This window comes from Streptomyces sp. NPDC079141 (genome assembly GCF_040686775.1).
In the GTDB taxonomy this organism is placed as follows: Bacteria; Actinomycetota; Actinomycetes; order Streptomycetales; family Streptomycetaceae; genus Streptomyces.
Map to the genome: position 1 here is coordinate 306,662 of NZ_JBFBLP010000001.1, position 18,765 is coordinate 325,426.

Consider the following 18,765-nt stretch of genomic DNA (forward strand, 5'->3'; position numbering starts at 1 on the left):
CCGCCCGCTGCCGGGATTCCGGACGAGCCGCCTCATTCGGGATCCCGCCCCCGGACGGATCCGTCGATGCCCGATGATGGGCGGGTCATGGCCAAGACCCGTACGACGACGTGCCCTGCGCCGCTGCCCGTTCTGCGGGCGGCGGTGTTCGCGCTCGTCGGGACGGTGCTCGGGATCAGCGCGCATCATCTGGTCGCCGAGGGTCCGGTGCCTTGGCGGCAGTCCGTGCCCGCGGTCGTGGTGCTCTTCGCGGTGGGTCTGGTCGGTACGCGACGCCCGCGCCCGCTCGCCACCGTGGTGGCCACCTGCGGCGCCGCGCAGGCCGGTCTGCATCTGTGGCTGATGACGGACCATCCGGAGGGCTCGGCGTCGGCGATGGCCGCGGCCGTGCCCGCGCACCTGCATCACGGTATGGACGCCGACGCGGCATGGCACGGCCGGACGCACGACTCGCCCGCCATGACCGCCGTCCACGCCGTGGCCGCCGTACTCGTCGCTCTGCTTCTGCACCGGGCGGACAGTGCGTGCTGGTCCCTGGCGCGCGGCCTGACGTCCGCCGTCGAGGCGGCACGCGCGCGCATCGTCACGGCATGGAGGTTGCTCACCCGGCGTACGGCACCGCCGGAGGCCGGACTTCTGCCGTCCGGTCACGCCTGGCTGGAGCGGCCGCCTCTCAAGGGCGCGGTGCTCGCGGACGTGGTGCTGCGCAGGGGGCCTCCCCGGGCGGGGCTCACTCACGCCAACTGACCGTGCCGGGACGGACGTTCTGCCGCCCGGCGCTCCCCCACGCCTGGAGACACCCATGTTCCGAGCCCAGAGCAAGCACAGCACTGCCCGCCGCCTGACCCTCGTCACCGCGGCAACCGCCACCGCCCTCCTCCTGACCGCGGGCCCGGCCGCCGCCCACGTGGAGGTCGAGTCCGACAACGCCCAGGCACTCGCCGAGAACGTCGAGATCGAGTTCACGGCCGAGTCGGAGTCGGCCACCGCCGGCATCTCCGAACTGCGCGTGGTCCTGCCCGAGGGCATCGCACCCGAGGACGTCACCTACGGCGAGGGCCCCACGGGTTGGGAGTTCACCGCCGGCGACGACGGCTACACCGTCAAGGGGCCGGCCGTCGCGGTCGGCGAGGATGCCGCGTACTCCGTCGTCGTACGCCAGTTGCCCGACGCGAAGGAACTGGTTTTCAAGACGCTCCAGACCTACAGCGACGGCAAGATCGACCGCTGGATCGAGCTGGGCGAGGCCGGCGGCGACGACCACGGGCACGGACACGGCAACGAGGCGCCCGTCCTCAAGCTCAAGGCCGCGGCGCCCGGCGCGAAGCCGGTGAGCCCGTCGCCGAGCGAAGCCGACACGACGCCCGAGTCGCCGTCACCCACGCCCACCGCCACGGAGAGCGAGCCGTCCTCCGCCCCCGCCGCCGACGCGAGCGAGGAGGACGACGGCGGGCTCTCGGCCGGCGCCTGGGTCGGCATCGTGGCGGCCGCGGCCGTCGTGGTGGGCGGCGCCGTCTACTTCGTCCGCCGCCGGTCCGGCGCCCGGGCGTAACCGTCCACGGAGGCCCTCGGTCCGCCCCGACCGCCCTCAGGCGTGCGGCGCCTCGCCGCTCACCCGGTGGTCGGCATGGCTGAGGGCCTCCATCACCAGCCGCCGCAGATGCCCGTCGCGCAGGCTGTAGTGGATGTGCCGCCCCTCGCGCCGCGTCTCCACCAGCCCCGCGAGCCGGAGCTTGGCGAGGTGCTGGCTCACCGCCGTGCGGGACGCCCCGCACCGCTCGGTCAGCGAGCCGACGTCCGACTCCTCCTGTGCGAGCAGCCACAGCAGGTGCAGCCGGGTGACGTCGGACAGCATCGCGAACACCTCGGTCGCCTCCGCGAGACGGGCGCTGTCCGGAGGGCGCAGATGCGTACCGGATGCAGTTGGCAAGGACTCGCGAGCAGGCATGCACCCAGCGTAGAGGCCGGACCGAGCCGTGTCGGCCATCCCTTCGCCCTCGACCTGAATCTATAGGTGCGCATCTGCGCACATGTGGATACAGTGAGGAAAGGACGTGCCCGCCTCCCATCCGCCGAGAGGACCGCCGCATGCTCTCCGTCCTGCGCGACCGCACCTACCGGCACCTCTTCGCCGCCCAGGTCATCGCCCTGATCGGCACGGGACTGGCGACGGTGGCGCTCGGGCTGCTCGCGTACGACATCGCGGGCGCCGATGCCGGTTCGGTGCTCGGCACCGCGCTCGCGATCAAGATGACGGCGTACGTGGCCATCGCCCCGGCCGTCGGCGCGGTCGCCGGCCGGCTGCCGCGCCGGACCCTGATGGTCGGCTCGGACCTGATCCGGGCGGCCGTCGCGCTGACGCTGCCGTTCGTGGACCAGGTCTGGCAGGTGTACGTCCTGATCTTCCTGCTCCAGTCGGCGTCCGCCGCGTTCACGCCCACCTTCCAGGCGGTCATTCCCGACGTCCTGCCCGCCGAGCGCGACTACACGCAGGCCCTGTCACTGTCCCGTCTCGCCTACGACCTGGAGAGCCTGTTCAGCCCGGCGCTCGCCGCCGCGCTGCTGTCGCTCGTGACCTACAACTGGCTGTTCCTGGGAACGGTGGCCGGCTTCGCGGCATCGGGCGCCCTCGTCGTCTCCGCGATCCTGCCGAAGCAGGTCGGCACTGCCGAGCCGCGCACCGGCGGCCTGTACACCAAGGCCACCGCAGGCACCCGCCGCTTCCTCACCGTCCCCCGACTGCGCGCCCTGCTCGCCCTCGACCTCGCGGTGGCCGCGGCCGGTGCGACGGTCACCGTCAACAGCGTGGTGTACGTCCGCGACCAGCTGGACCGCGGCGCGGCCGACCTGTCGATCGCGCTAGGCGCCTACGGCGCGGGTTCGATGGCCGCCGCCCTGCTGCTGCCCCGCGTACTCGACCGTCTCTCCGACCGCACGGTGATGCTGCGCGGTGCCCTGCTGCTCCCGCTCGTCTTCGCCGCGCTCGGCGGGATCACGGCAGCCGGCGGCGGGAGTTGGCGCTGGCCCGCACTGCTCCTCGCCTGGGCCGCTTTCGGCGCCGCCTCCTCGATGGTCCTCACCCCGGCCGGGCGGCTGATCCGCCGCTCGGCCCCGCCCGAGGAACGCACCGCCCTCTTCGCGGCCCAGTTCTCCCTCTCTCACAGCTGCTGGCTGCTGACCTATCCCCTGGCCGGCTGGCTCGGCGCGACAGCGGGTCTGCAGTCGGCAGTGGTGGCTCTCGGCGCCCTCGCCCTCACGGCCGCACTGCTCGCCGTACGGCTGTGGCCGCCGAGCCAAACGAACCACGAGCACCGCGACCTCCAGGACGACCAGCCTCGTCCCGCCGATGCCGTACGGAGCGCCCGGGCAGCGCCGGTCGGACGCCACTGACGGCCATGGGAGCCGCTGGACAGCCGGAGTCGCGGCAGTGCCGGGGCGTCTCGGGATGCACGCGGCGCTTCCGCGATGAATGGTGATAGGGGACCCGATGACTTCACCGGGGACCGAAGAAGCGATCCGGACCCGAGGAGCAGAGATCATGCCGACGTCACAGCCCACGTCCGGGCCGTCCGAGGACCGCGCGACTCCGGACGACCTGCTCCACGCCCGTACCGGCACCGAAGTGTCGCCGGAGGACCTGGTCCTTGCCTCGGGCAAGGACATCACCCCGCGCAATCTCGAATGGGCCAGGCGCAAGCTGGAAGCGGAGGGTCCGGCGGCGCTCGACAAGATGCTCCCTTGAGCAACCACTCACCAGCCGTTCACCCCGAACGGCCACTCACCGGCTGCTCGCCCTGAGCAGCCACTCACCAACCGCTCACCCCGATCAGTCACTCACCTCGGCGGGTCCGGGCACAGGACCCGGACCCGCTGGACCAGGTTGTTGGCGAAGCCGCCGCGGTTCCAGGGCTGCTCCAGCGGCTGGGTGTGGCCTTCGGCGTCGGTGGCCCGTGCGCTCAGAACGTGTTCGCCCGGCGTCGCGGTCCATCCGAGGTGCCAGCGGCGCCAGGCCCAGCGGTGTCCGGCTTCGGGCTCCAGTACGGCCTCGTGCCAGCTGCGGCCCCCGTCCGTGCTGACCTCGGCCCGTGTCACCGGGGCCCGGCCGGACCAGGCGCGGCCCTCCAGGGTCACCGGACCGGCCGGGACGATCCGGGTGCGGGACATGAAGTCCGGGAAGCCCGGCGGGACCAGCAGGGCGCGCGGGGCGATACGGGTGACCGGCTCGCCCTCTTCGTCGGGGTCGTGCCGGAGCCGGTAGGCGACGGTCTGCTGGAAGCCCGTGAACGGCTCGTCGACGACCCGGATCTCCCGCAGCCACTTCACGTGTGCCATGCCGTACCAGCCGGGGACGACCAGCCGCAGGGGGCGGCCGTGCTGCGGGGGCAGCGGGGCTCCGTTCATCGTGTGCGCGACCAGGACCTCGGGGTCCGTCCCCGTGGCCACGTCCAGGGGCAGGGAGCGCTGGTAGTCCTGTTCGACACCGCGTTCCACGCCGTGGTCGGCGCCGGTGAAGACCACATCGACGGCGCCGGGCCCGACGCCGGCCTCGGCGAGCAGCAGCCGTAGCGGCACGCCGGTCCACTCCGCGGTGCCGACGGCCTCGACGAGCCAGGGCTGGCTGACCGGGCGGGGGGTGAGCAGGGCCCGGCCGTTGCCCGCGCACTCCAGCGTGACCCGCGTGGTGACCTGGGGAAACGCCCGCAGGTCGGTGAGGTCCAGGCGCAGCGGCCGGTGGACGCGGCCGTCGAGGGTGAGGTGCCAGGGGGTGTCGTCGGGGACGTGCGGGATGTCGTAGTGCGTCAGGACATAGTGCAGGCCCGGCGGGGTGAGGTCGTAGCGCAGGGCTTCGAGCGGCAGACCGTGGTTTCTGGTCGCGAGTGCCAGTTCGTCACGGCCGATCGCCTCGTCGGGGGCGGCCAGCCGGGCGGGGGCGCTCGCGTCATCGAGTCGAGTACCCATACCGGCATTGTCCCGCCGTGGCACCGGTGGCGTCATGTGGTGGCCGGTGCGTACGGCGGGGGGCGCGCAACTTCCCCTCCCCCGGCGGTGGTTCATAACCGGTCAGGGATCATCTGTTTCCGGCCCGCCCTTCCGGAAGCGGTCTTCCGGCTGCCAGACTTGCGAGGGTGCCCGACTTCGACATGCTCGTCCTCGGATCCGGTCCGGGCGGCCAGAAGGCCGCCATCGCCGCGGCCAAGCTGGGCCGCCGGGTGGCCGTCGTCGACCGCCCCGACATGGTCGGCGGGGTCTCCATCCACACCGGCACCATCCCCTCCAAGACCCTGCGCGAGGCGGTGCTGTATCTCACCGGTCTCAGCCAGCGCGACCTGTACGGCCAGAGCTACCGCCTCAAGGAGGACATCACTGTCTCCGATCTGATCTCCCGCACCCAGCATGTGGTGGGCCGCGAGGTGGACGTCATCCGCAGCCAGCTGGCCCGCAACCATGTCGCGCTGTACGCCGGCACGGGCCGGTTCGTCGACGACCACACGGTCGCCCTCCAGGAGGTCACCGGCAATGAGCGGCAGCTCAGCGCCGAGCACATCGTGATCGCCACCGGCACCCGGCCGGCGAGGCCCGCCAGCGTCGAGTTCGACGGGCGGACGATCATGGATTCCGACAACGTCCTCTCCCTGGAGCAGGTTCCCCGTTCCATGGTCATCGTCGGCGCGGGCGTCATCGGCATGGAGTACGCCTCCATGTTCGCGGCGCTCGGCAGCAAGATCACGGTGGTGGAGAAGCGTGCCGGGATGCTCGACATGTGCGACATCGAGGTCGTGGAGTCGCTCAAGTACCACCTGCGGGACCTCGCGGTGACGTTCCGCTTCGGGGAGACCGTCGCCGCGGTGGAGCGCCATCCCCGGGGCACGCTCACCGTGCTGGAGAGCGGAAAGAAGATCCCCGCCGACGCGGTGATGTACTCGGCGGGCCGGCAGGGCCTCACCGACGGACTCGACCTCGACAAGGCCGGGCTGTCCGCGGACCCGCGGGGGCGGATCTCGGTCGACGAGCACTACCGCACCGAGGTGCCGCACATCTACGCCGTCGGCGATGTCATCGGCTACCCGGCGCTGGCCGCCACTTCGATGGAGCAGGGCCGCACGGCCGCGTACCACGCCTTCGGAGAACCGGTGGGCCGTATGCACCGGCTCCAGCCCATCGGCATCTACACCATCCCGGAGATCAGCTTCGTCGGGCGCACCGAGGACCAACTCACCGATGCCTCGGTGCCGTTCGAGGTCGGGATCTCCCGGTACCGGGAGCTGGCCCGCGGGCAGATCATCGGTGACTCGCACGGCATGCTGAAGCTGCTGGTATCGCCCGAGGACCGCACGCTGCTGGGCGTGCACTGCTTCGGCAGCGGGGCGACCGAGCTCATTCACATCGGGCAGGCCGTGATGGGCTGCGGCGGCACGGTCGACTATCTGGTCGACGCGGTGTTCAACTACCCGACGCTGGCGGAGTCGTACAAGGTCGCGGCCCTCGACGCCACGAATCGCCTCCGGCAGGTGGACCACATCGGGGACTGAGGGCGGCCTTTTGGCTGCGGGTCGGTGGGGGCTTGTCGCGCAGTTCCCCGCGCCCCTTTCGGGGCGCGGGCGTGCGCACCCGCCAACTCCGGTGCCCAGCTTGAAGGATCGTCACGTGGGGCTATCATCACTCGCACACACGGTGTGACCGACTGCCGACTCTGCGGCTGCGCGGCATCCATCGGTCCTCCTTTTCGCCGCCCTTGACCCGAGGCCACCCCTCTTCCGTCGGGGGCGGGTGCCACCCCCCACCCCCGACGCCGTCAGGTCCGTCCGTGTCCTGAGAGCGTGCACGACGGAAAGCAGCGCAGGGCATGAGCAACAGCAGGGCCAGAGGTCTCCAGGCGGGTGCCCTCGGAACGTTCGACACGGTCGTGATGGCGGTCGCGGGCAGCGCTCCCGCGTACTCGCTGGCCGCGACCACGGCCGTCCTGGTCGGCGCGGTGGGGAGCGCCAGTCCGGCGGCGCTGCTGTACTGCGCGATACCGATGCTCGGCATCGCGCTGGCGTTCAGCTATCTCGGCCGGATCGACGTCAACGCGGGGGCCAGTTACTCCTGGGTGGGCCGAACTCTCCACCCGTTTCTGGGATTTCTCAGCGGCTGGGCCCTGGTCGTCTCGGCGACCATCTTCATGGTGGCCGGTTCGCTGCCCGCCGGGTCGATGACGCTGGCGCTGTTCGACGAGCAACTCGCCGAGAACACCGCGCTGTCCACGGTGGTGGGCGCGGCCTGGTTCGTCGTCATGCTGGGGGTGGTGCTGGGCGGGGCCCGGCTCACGGTCCGCGCGCAGCTCGTCATGTCCGGTGTGGAGCTCGCCGTGCTCGCGCTCTTCGCGGTGCTCGCCGTCTTCCACTCGGACAACGCCCGTGCGTTCGACTGGTCCTGGCTCGGTTTCGGCCAGTTCGACGGCGTGTCGGGCTTCGCCTCGGGCGCGCTCATCGCCGCGTTCTACTACTGGGGCTGGGACGTGACCAGCAACCTCAGCGAGGAGACCCGTAACAGCCGCCGGACGACGGGACTTGCCGGACTGATCGGGGTCGGTGTCGTCTTCCTGCTGTTCGAGGTGTTCACCATCGCGGTGAACGTCATCCTCTCCGCGGATCAGATCCGGGCCGGCGGCGCCAATGTGCTGGCCGCTCTCGGCGAGGAGATCTGGCCGGGCTGGGGCGGCAAGCTGCTGATCGTGGCGGTGATGCTGTCCACCATCGCCACCCTGGAGACCACCCTCATCCAGGTCACCCGCTCGCTGTTCGCGATGGGCCGCGACCGTACGATGCCGTCCGCGCTGGGGCGTGTGCACCGCACCTGGAACACGCCGTGGGTGGCCGTCGCGGTGGTGGGTGTGGTGGCGCTGACGATGTTCGTCGCCTCCAACGCGCTGGGCACGGTGGGCGACATCCTCTCCGACGCCATCTCCGCGATCGGCCTGCAGATCGCCGTCTACTACGGGCTGACGGGCCTGGCCGTGGTGGTCGCCTACCGCAAGATGCTGCTGAAGTCCCCCGCCCACTTCTTCCTCGGCGGGCTGTGGCCGCTGCTCGGCGCCCTGTTCATGTTCTGGGTCTTCGTGGAGTCGCTGGGCGAGTTGAGCCCCGCCGCGATCGTCATCGGCATCGGCGGGCTGGCCGTCGGGCTGATCCCGATGCTCTGGTACTGGCAGCAGGGCAGCGACTACTACCGGCCGGCGAAGCTGGACGCCACGCGCACGATCGAGACGGACTACGTCCCCGACCGCCGCGCCGCCGACCACGCCCGTACCCACGAGGGTCTCCCCACCGACTTCTGAGGGAGCCCGCGATGGCGCGAGACCGTTTCACCCCCGACTTCGACCTCGACTGCGGGGACGCGCTCCTGACCTCCGCCCGCCAGGACATCGTCATCGGACGCTGGCAGGGGCTGCGCGACCTGCTGCGGGTCACCGGCCCCGACTGGCTCTCCCGCGGCCACCGCGTCCGGCTGCTCGCCCAGGCCTGTACGAGCAGTTCCACCGTGGAGTCGTGGCTGGCCGCCGAGCCGCACAGCGCGGACGCGCTGGTGCTGCGGGCGGCGACGGAGACGGCGCGGGCGTTCAACCTGGCGATCTCCGCGGGCCGGGGCGTGCCGATCGAACGCGGTCGTATCGACGCGGCGGTGCTGGCCTGCCTGACGGCCACCGAGGCGTACGCGGACGACCCGACGCCGTGGATCTCGCTGATCTCCGTGGCCCGCCTGTACCCGTCCGGGGTGCGCCGACAGGAACTGGCGCACTGGTGGGACGAGTTGCACCGGCGCGACCCCTACAGCGTGGAGGGCCACCTCCAGGTGCTGCACTACTACTCGGCCCGCTGGCACGGAACCCACGGCCTGATGTACGACTTCGCCCGCGACGCGGCCGGGGTGGCACCCCTGGGCTGCCCCCTGCCGGTCCTCGTCCAGTACGCCCGCGTCGAGGAGTTCCGCTACGCCCTGGACGCGGCGCGCGGCCAGACGTCCGCCATGGGCCTCGGCCGGCACTGGGACCACGACGGCGCGGTCGGTGACGTACGGCGGACCTGGCAACGCTGGATCACGGGCCGCGCGGAGAGCACCGTCGCCCCCGGCGAACTCCGCGACGTCCACTACCTCGCCCACGCCGCCTGCCTGGCCGGCGCCACGGACGTCGCGACGGCACTGCTGCGGATGACGGGCCGCCGGGCGACGCGCACGCCGTGGTCGTACACCGGGGATCCGGGCAAGCAACTGGTGAAGTGGCACAAGGAGCTACGAGTGCGTCCGTGACCGGCGCATCCCGCTCACGGCGCCTCGGGGAACAGCCTCGCGACGGCCGCCGTGCGGCTCGTCACGCCGAGCTTGCGGTAGACGTTCTCCAGGTGCTTGCGGACGGTGCTCGGCTCGACGGCAAGCTGCCGGGCGACGGCGTCGTTGCCCAGGCCCAGGGCCACGGCCCGCATGACGTCGAGTTCGCGGAGCGTCAGCCGTACGGGCGTCTGCCGCCGCCGGGCGGCCTCACGGTAGATGCCGTACAGATGGGGGCGCATCAACTCCAGGGTGAGCCGGTCCCGTTCGGTGAACGGGCGGGTGCGCTCGCGGCTGAAGGTGTACATGCGGATGCGGCCGGGAGCGGTGGGCAGGGGGACCACGATCATGGTGGTGAAAGGGCGTACGTAGTCGGCGAACAGGGCCAGGTTCCGGAAGTCCCGAGTGGCCAGGAAGTCCGACAACTGGGCGACCTCCAGGTCACCGTGGCTGCGCTCGACCGCAACGCAGTGGGGATGCCGATGCCGGTAGTGCCACCAGACCTCGCCGTCCGGTTCGGGGTAGTGCCCCCCGTACTCCACCGCCTGCTCCCCCAGGACGCACCGGGTCGGCAGGTCTATCTCGACGAACTCCGCCAGGTCGCACGGGATCAGCCGACCCAGCCCCGTGAGCAGCGACCGGGGCGGTGCCTCGTCCGTGTCCGGGTGCCGGGCCTCGTCGAGAACGTCGAGCATCGCCCGTAGATGCCGGTCGGTGATCGAGTGACGGCTCATGACCGCGCCCCCTTCCGCAGCCGCCGTGCTGCGACAGTACGCCCCTGCCGGGAGGGCCGAAAGGATTCGCGGAATGACGAATGGTGCCCGCGGTCGGGCAAGGACACCGTGGATCGCAGAACATCCGAACCTGTGTTGGGGGGAAACCCATGGACGCGCGAACCGCGGTGCGGGCGAGTTGCACGAGACTCCTGGTGAGGGTGGGCGCGTTGACGCTCCTCCTCACATCAGCGGCCGTCACCCGGGCGGATGCCACCACCCCGGCACCGCCCCGCTGCTACGGCGCGTACGCCACCGTATGGGGAGGTCCCGGCGACGACACCATCAACGCCGGGCCCGGCAAGGACGTCATCGTCGGTCTGGGCGGCAACGACACGATCGACGGAGGCGGGGGAGCCGACATCGTCTGCGGAGGCGGCGGCAACGACCTGCTGTCGGGCGGCCCGGGCGACGACCGGCTCACGGGCGGCCCCGGGAACGATGTCGTCGCGGGCAGCAGCGGCTCCGACGTCATCTGGGGCGACGCCGGCAACGACGTCCTGCGTGGCTTCGCGGGCGCCGACTTCCTTGCGGGTGGCTCAGGACACGATGTCCTGGACGGCGGGAACGGCCGCGACTTCGGCAGGAACTGGGGCGACGACGCGCTCCTCGGCGGCCCGGGCAGGGATCTCCTGCGGGGCAGCGCCGGTGACGACGAGCTGTACGCGCGTGACGGTGAACGTGACCTGGCGCGCGGCCATCGCGGCCGGGACCACTGCGTGACCGACCCGGGTGAACGCAGGTCCGGTTGCGAGACCGTCGACATTCGTCGACTCGGTTCGGGGCCGACGGGGTAGCCCGCCACGGGGGTGCGGACGCCCGGTCGACCCTGCCGTCCGGCCCGGCCCTCAGGGCTGGGCCGGGGGTCCGTCCGGCCGGCTGCGGCGCTGTTCCACCATCTCCCGGCTCAGCGCCTCCGTCTCCGGTTCCGGCAGTCGTTCGAAGCCTTCCTCCGTGATGACCGAGACGATCGGGAAGATACGGCGGTTGATGTCGGGGCCGCCCGTCGCGGAGTCGTCGTCGGCCGCGTCGTACAGGGCCTGGAGTGCGGCCAGGGCGGCCTCGCGGCGGGACATGCCGGAGTGGAAGAGCTTCTTCAACGCGCCCCGGGCGTACGGGGATCCGGAGCCCTCGGCGTGGAAGTCCTTCTTCTCGTACAGGCCGCCGGCGACGTCGAAGCTGAAGATGCGGCCCCGATTGCCCTCGGGGGCCGCCGGGTCGTAGCCGGTGAGGAGGGGGACGACGGCGAGACCCTGCATGGCCTGGCCGAGGTTCTCGCGGATCATGCCGGCCAGGCGGCGTGCCTTCGCGTTGAGGGTCATCGGTGTGCCCTCGATCTTCTCGAAGTGGGTCAGCTCGACCTGGTAGAGCTTGACCATGTCGAGGGCGAGACCGACCGTGCCGGCGAAGGCGACCGCGGTGTGGTCGTCCGCCGGGTGGACCTTCTCCAGGTCGCGCTGGGCGATGAGGTTGCCCATGGTGGCCCTGCGGTCCCCGGCGATCAGGACGCCGTCGCGGTAGGTGAGGGCGAGGACGGTGGTGCCGTGCGGGACCTGGTCGGGGGCGGCCCGTACGCCGTCCGGTAACACGCTTCGGGTGCTGAGCAGTTCGGGGCGGTGGGCCGCGAGGAACTCGGTGAAGGAGGAGGACCCGGGAGTGAAGAACTCCTCGCCCAGTGCTCCGCCGTACTCGCCGTGCGTCATGGCGTTCCCCCCACGTCCTCGTCTCCGGGCCGACAACGGGAGTCCTACCTGAAGCACGCGGGCGCAAAACGCCGCCCGGGTCACAGAGCCCGTCGCCGGACCAGCACCCCCAGCACCAGCAGGCCCGGCAGCAGCGGCAGCCACACGGTCAGCAGCCGGTAGCCGAGGACGGCGGAGGCCGCCGCGGCGCCCGGCGCGCCGGCCGCGGTGAGGGCGAACGCGAGGGCGGCGTCGAGTGAACCGAGGCCGCCGGGGGTGGGCAGCAGGGCGGCCGCGCTGCTGGCGGCGAGGTAGAGCAGCGCCACGCGCGCGGGCGGCAGCGGCAGGGCGACGGCCTGGGTGACGGCGATCAGGACCGAGCAGTGCAGTACGGCGAAGGCGAGCGAGCCGCCCCACAACGCCGCCGCCCGGTGCGGTCGGGCGTGCACCGCCTTGACGTCCGCGACGGCCGCACCGAGCGCACCGCGGCACCGCTGCCGTAGCGGGCCGGCGAGCAGGGCGCTCACGCCCGCGACGACGGCCGCGGCGAGCAGCACCACCGGCAGCCCCGGCGAGGCCTCCGGGACGCGCAGGACGCCCGGGCAGGCGACGGTCAGTACGGCGATCAGCACGCCGCGCACGATCACGCCCGCCGTTCCCTTGACCGCGACGGCGGTGGCGGAGCGGGCGGCCGGCAGCCCGCAGCGCATGAGGAAGCGCAGGTTCACCGCACCCGCGCCGAGTCCGGCGGGCAGGACATGGTTGGCGGCGGAGGCGGCGAACTGCGCGGCGACCAGCCGACCCGGGGGCAACCGCCGTGACACGGCACCCTGCTGCGCGAGCGCCGAGCACAACCAGGTGCCGACCGCGGCGGTGCCGGCCACCAGCAGCCACCCCTGGTCGGCGACGGCCAGCCGCACGGCGCCCGTCTCCAGCACGGGCCAGTGCCGCCGGGCCAGCCAGACGGCGGCCAGCAGCACGACAAGGCTGAACGCGGTCTGCCAGTAGGCGCGTCTACGGGTGGGCGAGGCGACAAGCGGCTCGGGCGTCATACGGAGCCGCCGTCGCGGGCGGAGAGCGCGTGACGGAGATCCGGGGCGGCCCACTCGCGCGCGGGCGCCGCATTAGGGCGGCCCAGCCCGCTTCCCTCGCGCACGGGCGACGCACTACGGCCGTCCAAGCCGCCCCCCTCACGCGCGAGCGACGCACCACGGCCGTCCAGCCCGCCCCCCTCACGCGCCGACGGCGCGATGCGGACGTCCAGCCTGTCGAACCGGTGCAGTTCCCAGTCTCGGGCGAAGGCGGGCGGCCGGGTGCCGGGGACGGTGAGGGCTGCGACCGGGGTGCTGCGCGCGGTGCGCAGGATCTGTGCCGGGGTGGTGTTGGCGTTGTTGCCGGCGATCGCGCCGGAGGAGCAGCCCGCGTAGTAGGCGAGCGGGATGGCCTGGTGGCCGGTGAGCAGACAGGGCGGGCGGACGCCGAGGTCGTGCAGGCGGTCGGCGGCGTGGGCCCAGGCGCGGCGGTCGGCTCCGGTGCGGTCGACCGTGTGGTCCAGAACGGCGTACTGCACGGCGAGATGGCCGAGGAGTCCGCAGGCGACGAGGGTCGCGGCCACCGGCCGCAGGCGTCCGTTGGGGGCGGTGACCAGGTGCAGCAGGCCGTCAGCGACCGGAATCGCCAGCAGTGCGTAGGCGGGCAGCAGGAAGCGCGGTGCCGCATAGCCGATCAGGAACAGGTACGGGACGGCTGCGGTGGCGGCGCAGGCCAGTGGGATCAGGGTGCGTGCGGTGCGTCCGGCGCGGATCGCGACGGCGAGGCCCAGGAGGGCGAGGAGCGGGAGCAGTACCCACCAGAGGGTGACGGCCGGGTTGGGCATGGACCCGGTGCACGGTCGGCACAGGGTGCGTCCGACGAGACTGCGCATCTGGTCGTCGACCGCGAGGTTCCAGCCGAGTCCGCCCTGGACTCGGGAGGCCTCGGCCAGCCGCTCGCGCAGGCCGCCGTAGCTGACGTACGCCTCGATCACCCAGGGGGCGGCGGCCACCAGGAGGCCCGTCACGAGGGCGAGACCGGAACGCCACTGTCGTAGGGCCACGACGGCCACGAGCAGGGGCAGGGTCACCCAGACCGCGTCGGTGGGGCGCATCAGGGCCATGAGGGCGGCGCCGGTCGCCACGCCCCACAGGGCCCGACGGTCGAGGCGGTCGGCTCGGGCCCGCAGGAAGCAGCCGACGCAGAGCAGGGCGCCGAGGGCGACCCAGAGGTTGGGCATGGCCTGGGGGGCGTAGAAGAGGGTCACCCACAAGGAGGCGAACAGGGCGCCGGCCGCGGCCAGGACGTGGGGCGGGAACAGGCCGCGCCAGGCGCGCAGGGCGAGGTAGAGGGCGAGGCCGGAGAGGACGGCGAGGTAGACGCGCAGCAGCGAGGTGGACGACGACCAGGACGCGATCGGGGCCACGAGCAGGGTGACGCCCCGCGCGCGTGGGGCGCTGAAGAACGCGGCCGGTGCCTGGTCGCCGACCTGGCTGACGTAGACCGTCTCGTCCCAGCCGAGGCCCGTCGCCGGGGGCACGAGGAGGAGTTGGGCGGCCGTGAAGGCGCCGGCCACCGCGGCGAGCAGGCCGCTCCCGCGCAACCGTCGGGACCTGCCGGACACGGCCGCCGCTTCGCGTCGCCCCATACCCACGAGCATGGCGTTCGTGCCGTTGGTCATCGTCGACCCCTTGTCCCCATCAGGCGTAGGGCTTCTAAGACCCCACAGCCTGGCGGGCTGAAGGCGAGAGCCAGGAAGCGCAGACAACTCGAAAACAGGGACAAACTAACTCGGTCCGGGCATGGGCGCAGTGTTCGGTTCGGCCAGGTGCCTGACGGGTGTGCGGTCAGTCGTGCGGGAACGAGTGGTGTTCGTGGGCCACGATCCAGCGGCCCTCTTCCTTGCGCAGGCCGAGTGTCAGTCGTAGCCGCAGGGTGGGGCGTTCGGTGAGTTCCTCCGGGGTTCCGCAGCGCAGCAGGGCGTATGCGTAGGCGACGTCGGTGCCCGCGGTGATGTCGAGGGACTCGACGTCGAAGCGGGCGCCCTGGGCCTGCCAGGCGAAGAACGGCGGCCAGGTCGCCCGGTAGGCGGCCAGGCCCCGGATGCCCTCGTGCGGCGGCGGCACGTCGAACATGACGAGGTCCTCGGCATGGTCGGCGAGTACGCCGTCGAGGTCGCCCCGGTGGACGGCGTCGGCCCAGTTCGTGATGAGTGCGCGGATCCGCGCTTCGTCGTCGGACACGGCGGGCCTCCTTCCTCACCCTCACGACTCCCCACGACGCCGGAAGTCATCACGGGCACGGATGACACACTCTGCTGTGTGCCGCAGACATTCGACGACCTCCTCGCCCGTGCCCGGTCCCTCAAGGGCGACGGGCGGCGCGCGCTCCTCGGTATCACGGGCAGCCCGGGCGCGGGCAAGACCACGCTCGCCGAGCACCTGGTCCGCGAGCTGAACGGATCCGAGGCCCCCTGGGTCGCGCACGTCCCCATGGACGGCTTCCACCTCGCCGACGCCGAACTGGACCGCCTCGGCCTGCGCGCCCGCAAGGGCGCGCCGGACACCTTCGACGCGGCCGGGTACGCGGCACTGCTGCGGCGGCTGCGCGAGGAGGCGGACGGCGACGTGGTGTACGCGCCCGGCTTCGAGCGGAACCTGGAGCAGCCGATCGCGGGCGCGATCCCGGTACCGCCGCAGGCCCGCCTGGTGGTGACCGAGGGCAACTACCTTCTGCTGGACACCGGCGCCTGGGCCAGGGTCCGGCCCCAGCTGGACGAGGTGTGGTTCTGCGAACTCGACGAGCACGAACGCCTCCGCCGACTCGTCGCCCGACACGAGGAGTTCGGCAAGAGCCACGAGGAGGCGGTGGCCTGGGTGCTGCGCTCGGACCAGCGCAATGCGGAGCTGGTGGCGGGGACGCGGGAGCGGGCGGATCTGGTGGTGGCGGAGGTCGCTCTGGGGGCGTGAGGCGTCTTGCCTCTGAGGGCGTGAAAGTCCGGGGGGGCCGGATCACGCTGTGGGGCGCGAGCCAGCGGGAAGGCCGGATCGTGCCGGGGCGTGATCGCGCCGGGAGGCCGGATCAGGCCGGGATCCGGCGGCCGGATCACGCCAGGGGCGTGAACAACCCGAGGGCGCCGACCCCTCGGCCGCTCAGCCTCTGCCCGCTCGAACCAGTGCCTCCTCCGCCTGGGCTGCCAGGGTGCCGACCAGGTCGGCCGCGGACGGCAGGTCGGCGATGAGGTCGACGGCCTCCCCGGCCCACTGCGGCAGGGCCGGGATCTCGCCGCGGGCGACGGCGTCGTCGTAGGCCTGCCGGGCGAGCGGGTCGGCCGCCAGTTCGTCCTCCCGGCCGCGCCAGTCGTCGAGGAAGGGGTGGGCGAGAGTGCGTGCGGTGTATCTCACGGGCCACTTGGAGCCGCGGGCGAGGTCCAGGACGCGGCTGCGTTCGGTGTCCTCGCTGCGTCCCTCCAGGATGGCCTGGGCGGTCTCAGGGGCGACCAGGCTCTCGGTCGTGGCCTGGAAGCGGGTGCCGAGCAGGGCGCCCGCCGCGCCCAGCGCCAGCGCGGCGGCCACGCCGCGGCCGTCGGCGATCCCACCCGCCGCCAGGACCGGCACCGGCGCCGCGAGGTCGACCACGACGGGCACGAACGGCAGTGTGGAGCGGCCGTGCCGGGCTCCGTGCCCGCCCGCTTCGGTGCCCTGCGCCACGATCGCATCGGCGCCCAGGTCCACCGCTCTGCGGGCCTCCTCCAGGTCGGTGACCTGGAGGATCAGCGCCGCGCCCGCGCCGCGGACGCGCTCCGCGTACGGGGTGGGGTCGCCGAAGGACAACATCACCGCCGTGGGCCGGTGCTCCAACGCCCGTTCCACCGCGTCGGGTTCGAGCTGCCAGGTCAGGAAGCCGATGCCCCAGGGCTGACCGGCGCGCGCCGCGTGCAGGACGGGCAGTTCGCGGGCGAGCCAGTCCGGCTCGCCGTTCCCGCTGCCCAGCAGTCCGAGACCGCCGCCGCGCGAGACGGCGCCCGCGAGGGCGCCGCCGGCCGAACCTCCCATCGGGGCCAGGGCGATCGGATGCTCGACGCCGAGCCGTTCCGTGAACGCTGTCGACAGTCCCATGGCCGCCATCCTCGCGCACAGCTCAGTGCAGCGTGAGCTCCGGTTCTCCATCGGCGTCACCCGCGGGTGCTCCGACGACCGCGGTGAAGGCCTCGGTGTGTACGGTCAGGCCGTCCGGCCCGTGCGCGAGGACCGGTGCGAACGGGCCCTCGCCGCCGTAGCGCACGGCGAAGACGTGCAGGTCCTCCGGGGCGCCCGGAGCGGGGGCCGCCTCCAGTGCCGTGGAGGCGATCAGGTGGCGCCAGCCCTCGTCGGGGTTGCCGTAGCCGCGGGGGTCGGCGGCGAGGGCGAAGGCGGCCTGCTCCTGGGTGGTGTCCGTACGGGCGTCGAAGTGGTCCGGGCGGTCCGACTCCGGGTGGGTCAGGCGGAGTTCGCCCGCCGCCGTCACCTCGCCGCTGGCGACCCTGCGGACGCGGTCGCCGTCGTCGGCGGCGTACGGCAGTCCGGCGAGGAGGTACGGCGTGCCGGGGAGCCGTTCGACGGCCACCGTGGTCCACAGGCTCGTGCCGTCGGTGACGTACAGGGACCGGACGTGGCGCAGGACGTGGTCGCGGCCGACGACCGGTTTGGTGACCAGCTTGGCTGCGAGGCCGTCGGCGCGCACGTCGCGTACCCGGGTCTCGCCCATCGGGCGGCACAGCAGGAAGCCGTCGACGACCGGGCCGAAGCCGTGCTGGCGGTTCACGGCCGCCGGCAGGTAGTACGTGCCGGCCGCCTCGATCAGCGACGGTGTCATGCGGTCGTCGAAGGCCACCGAGACCGTGCCCGCGCGGAGTTGGTGGCGGGCCGGGGCCGGTGACGGGGTGCGGTGCCAGCGGGTGGTGTCCTGGATCTGCCAGATCAGCATCCAGGCGAAGTGACCGTCGACCTTGCCGTCCGGCTTGACCGCGTACCGGCCCCACCGGGTGTCGCCCCGGTAGCGGCCCAGGTCGGAGCCGATCCGGGCGCCGAAGTAGCGCAGGCCCAGGACCGATTCGAAGCCGGAGTGCTGTTCGCTGTAGCGCGGGCCGCCGTTGTCGAAGCCGCCGCCGGTCAGGCGGGCGTCGATGTAGCGTGCGAGCGCGTCGCCGTCCTCGGCGAACATGACCTCGCCGCTGACCCGGTGGGCCTGGGCGAGGAAGGACAGGGAGATCGGGCCGTAGTTGTTGTCGTAGGCGCCGCCGTGCTCGGGAGGCAGCAGGGCGCCGCGGTCGGCGACGCGGTGGGCGCGGATGTGGTCGGTGTACAGGGCGATCGCGCGGGAGCGCACCGACTCGCCCTGTTCCGGCGGGAGTTGGCGGGCCAGCATCAGGCCGCCGACGATGCAGCCGATGGCCTGGTTGCCGGCTTCCTGCGGGTTGAAGAAGGTCGCCTCGGTCAGCCAGCGCCAGTAGCCGTGCGCCACCTGGAGCAGTTGGGTGCGCTGGTCGTCCTCGACGAGGCCCTCCGCCAGGTCCAGCACGTCGACCGCCTGGAGCAGCGCCCACACCGTGCTCGGCCAGTCGCCGATGGGGTGTGCGCCCGCCTCAAGGACGTAACGGGCGTACGGCAGGCCCGTGTTGCGGGCCTTGAGGTTCGGATAGCCGGGGTTGTCCTCGGTGTACACCCGCTCGCGCAGGTGGAAGGCGAGGCTGCGGCGCACCGCCTCCGGCAGGCGCGGGTCCTTGCCGCGCTGCCAGGCGAGGGCGAGGAGCGAGGTGATGCCGAGGGAGGTGTCGCCGATGTCGTCGAGGCAGTCGGGGTGTTCGAGGTTGCCCTCGGCCGTGATGCGGGCCAGGGCCTCCGCCACGACACCGGCGAGGACGGCGTCGTAGGCCTCGGGGGTGTCGGGCAGGTCGTGCAGGGAGCCGAGCTGGCGAGGGAGATGCACCGGTG

General features: G+C 72.6%; 18 protein-coding genes. 9 read left to right on the forward strand and 9 right to left on the reverse strand.

Annotated elements, in window-relative coordinates; all coding sequences use genetic code 11:
- The first annotated feature begins 66 nt into the window (after positions 1-66).
- Both AB0Q90_RS01485 and AB0Q90_RS01490 read left to right on the forward strand, forming a co-directional pair.
- Entirely contained in the window at positions 67-747 is a 681-nt protein-coding gene (locus AB0Q90_RS01485) for a hypothetical protein (RefSeq protein ID WP_363163006.1), read from the forward strand.
- A 55-nt stretch (positions 748-802) separates the two neighbouring features.
- Positions 803-1,552, forward strand: a complete 750-nt coding sequence (locus AB0Q90_RS01490; RefSeq protein ID WP_363163007.1) for a DUF1775 domain-containing protein — start codon at positions 803-805, stop codon at positions 1,550-1,552.
- A 36-nt stretch (positions 1,553-1,588) separates the two neighbouring features.
- Here the strand turns inward: AB0Q90_RS01490 and AB0Q90_RS01495 are convergent, their stop codons facing one another.
- Positions 1,589-1,948 carry a metalloregulator ArsR/SmtB family transcription factor gene (locus AB0Q90_RS01495; RefSeq protein ID WP_363163008.1) on the reverse strand — a complete coding sequence of 120 codons (360 nt, stop codon included), beginning with the start codon at positions 1,946-1,948 and terminating at the stop codon, positions 1,589-1,591.
- Positions 1,949-2,088: 140 nt separating this feature from the next.
- On the opposite strand from AB0Q90_RS01495, the gene AB0Q90_RS01500 reads away from it, so the two are divergent.
- Complete coding sequence (locus AB0Q90_RS01500) at positions 2,089-3,390, forward strand: MFS transporter (protein WP_363163009.1); 1,302 nt, start codon at positions 2,089-2,091, stop codon at positions 3,388-3,390.
- A 148-nt stretch (positions 3,391-3,538) separates the two neighbouring features.
- The gene (locus AB0Q90_RS01505; RefSeq protein WP_363163010.1) at positions 3,539-3,742 is read left to right on the forward strand and encodes a hypothetical protein; all 204 of its coding nucleotides are present in this window, start codon (positions 3,539-3,541) and stop codon (positions 3,740-3,742) included.
- Between the two features lie 92 nt (positions 3,743-3,834).
- On the opposite strand, the gene AB0Q90_RS01510 is transcribed toward AB0Q90_RS01505, so the two are convergent.
- Positions 3,835-4,959, reverse strand: a complete 1,125-nt coding sequence (locus AB0Q90_RS01510) for a sulfite oxidase (RefSeq protein ID WP_363163011.1) — start codon at positions 4,957-4,959, stop codon at positions 3,835-3,837.
- A gap of 167 nt (positions 4,960-5,126) precedes the next feature.
- Between AB0Q90_RS01510 and sthA the strand changes: the two genes are divergently transcribed.
- The 3 genes from sthA (at position 5,127) to AB0Q90_RS01525 (ending at position 9,288) form a co-directional block, all read left to right on the forward strand.
- Positions 5,127-6,530, forward strand: coding sequence for a Si-specific NAD(P)(+) transhydrogenase (gene sthA / locus AB0Q90_RS01515; protein ID WP_363163012.1), 1,404 nt, complete (start codon positions 5,127-5,129; stop codon positions 6,528-6,530).
- Between the two features lie 314 nt (positions 6,531-6,844).
- The gene (locus tag AB0Q90_RS01520) at positions 6,845-8,317 is read left to right on the forward strand and encodes an APC family permease (RefSeq protein ID WP_363163013.1); all 1,473 of its coding nucleotides are present in this window, start codon (positions 6,845-6,847) and stop codon (positions 8,315-8,317) included.
- Between the two features lie 11 nt (positions 8,318-8,328).
- On the forward strand, positions 8,329-9,288 hold the full coding sequence (locus tag AB0Q90_RS01525; protein WP_363163014.1) for a hypothetical protein: 960 nt from the start codon (positions 8,329-8,331) through the stop codon (positions 9,286-9,288).
- 14 nt (positions 9,289-9,302) lie between these two features.
- On the opposite strand, the gene AB0Q90_RS01530 is transcribed toward AB0Q90_RS01525, so the two are convergent.
- Positions 9,303-10,040 carry a helix-turn-helix transcriptional regulator gene (locus tag AB0Q90_RS01530; protein WP_363163015.1) on the reverse strand — a complete coding sequence of 246 codons (738 nt, stop codon included), beginning with the start codon at positions 10,038-10,040 and terminating at the stop codon, positions 9,303-9,305.
- A gap of 209 nt (positions 10,041-10,249) precedes the next feature.
- On the opposite strand from AB0Q90_RS01530, the gene AB0Q90_RS01535 reads away from it, so the two are divergent.
- A complete protein-coding gene (locus tag AB0Q90_RS01535) occupies positions 10,250-10,876 on the forward strand; it encodes a hypothetical protein (protein WP_363163016.1) in 627 nt (208 codons plus the stop codon).
- 51 nt (positions 10,877-10,927) lie between these two features.
- Here the strand turns inward: AB0Q90_RS01535 and prcB are convergent, their stop codons facing one another.
- The 4 genes from prcB to AB0Q90_RS01555 all read right to left on the reverse strand — a co-directional run bounded on the left by prcB (position 10,928) and on the right by AB0Q90_RS01555 (position 15,036).
- The gene (prcB, locus tag AB0Q90_RS01540; RefSeq protein WP_363163017.1) at positions 10,928-11,782 is read right to left on the reverse strand and encodes a proteasome subunit beta; all 855 of its coding nucleotides are present in this window, start codon (positions 11,780-11,782) and stop codon (positions 10,928-10,930) included.
- 80 nt (positions 11,783-11,862) lie between these two features.
- The gene (locus tag AB0Q90_RS01545; protein ID WP_363163018.1) at positions 11,863-12,813 is read right to left on the reverse strand and encodes a lysylphosphatidylglycerol synthase domain-containing protein; all 951 of its coding nucleotides are present in this window, start codon (positions 12,811-12,813) and stop codon (positions 11,863-11,865) included.
- On the reverse strand, positions 12,810-14,474 hold the full coding sequence (locus AB0Q90_RS01550) for a hypothetical protein (RefSeq protein ID WP_363163019.1): 1,665 nt from the start codon (positions 14,472-14,474) through the stop codon (positions 12,810-12,812). Before AB0Q90_RS01550 ends, AB0Q90_RS01545 begins: the two co-directional genes overlap by 4 nt.
- A 166-nt stretch (positions 14,475-14,640) precedes the next feature.
- Positions 14,641-15,036 (reverse strand): SgcJ/EcaC family oxidoreductase, encoded by a 396-nt coding sequence (locus tag AB0Q90_RS01555; protein ID WP_363163020.1) that lies wholly within the window; start codon positions 15,034-15,036, stop codon positions 14,641-14,643.
- 78 nt (positions 15,037-15,114) lie between these two features.
- Here AB0Q90_RS01555 and AB0Q90_RS01560 point away from each other — a divergent pair, with 78 nt between their 5' ends.
- Positions 15,115-15,762 carry a nucleoside/nucleotide kinase family protein gene (locus AB0Q90_RS01560; protein ID WP_363163021.1) on the forward strand — a complete coding sequence of 216 codons (648 nt, stop codon included), beginning with the start codon at positions 15,115-15,117 and terminating at the stop codon, positions 15,760-15,762.
- Positions 15,763-15,945: 183 nt separating this feature from the next.
- Here the strand turns inward: AB0Q90_RS01560 and AB0Q90_RS01565 are convergent, their stop codons facing one another.
- Both AB0Q90_RS01565 and AB0Q90_RS01570 read right to left on the reverse strand, forming a co-directional pair.
- Positions 15,946-16,911 carry a nitronate monooxygenase gene (locus tag AB0Q90_RS01565; protein WP_363163022.1) on the reverse strand — a complete coding sequence of 322 codons (966 nt, stop codon included), beginning with the start codon at positions 16,909-16,911 and terminating at the stop codon, positions 15,946-15,948.
- Positions 16,912-16,933: 22 nt separating this feature from the next.
- Positions 16,934-18,760, reverse strand: a complete 1,827-nt coding sequence (locus tag AB0Q90_RS01570; RefSeq protein ID WP_363163023.1) for a hypothetical protein — start codon at positions 18,758-18,760, stop codon at positions 16,934-16,936.
- Positions 18,761-18,765: the final 5 nt, after the last annotated feature.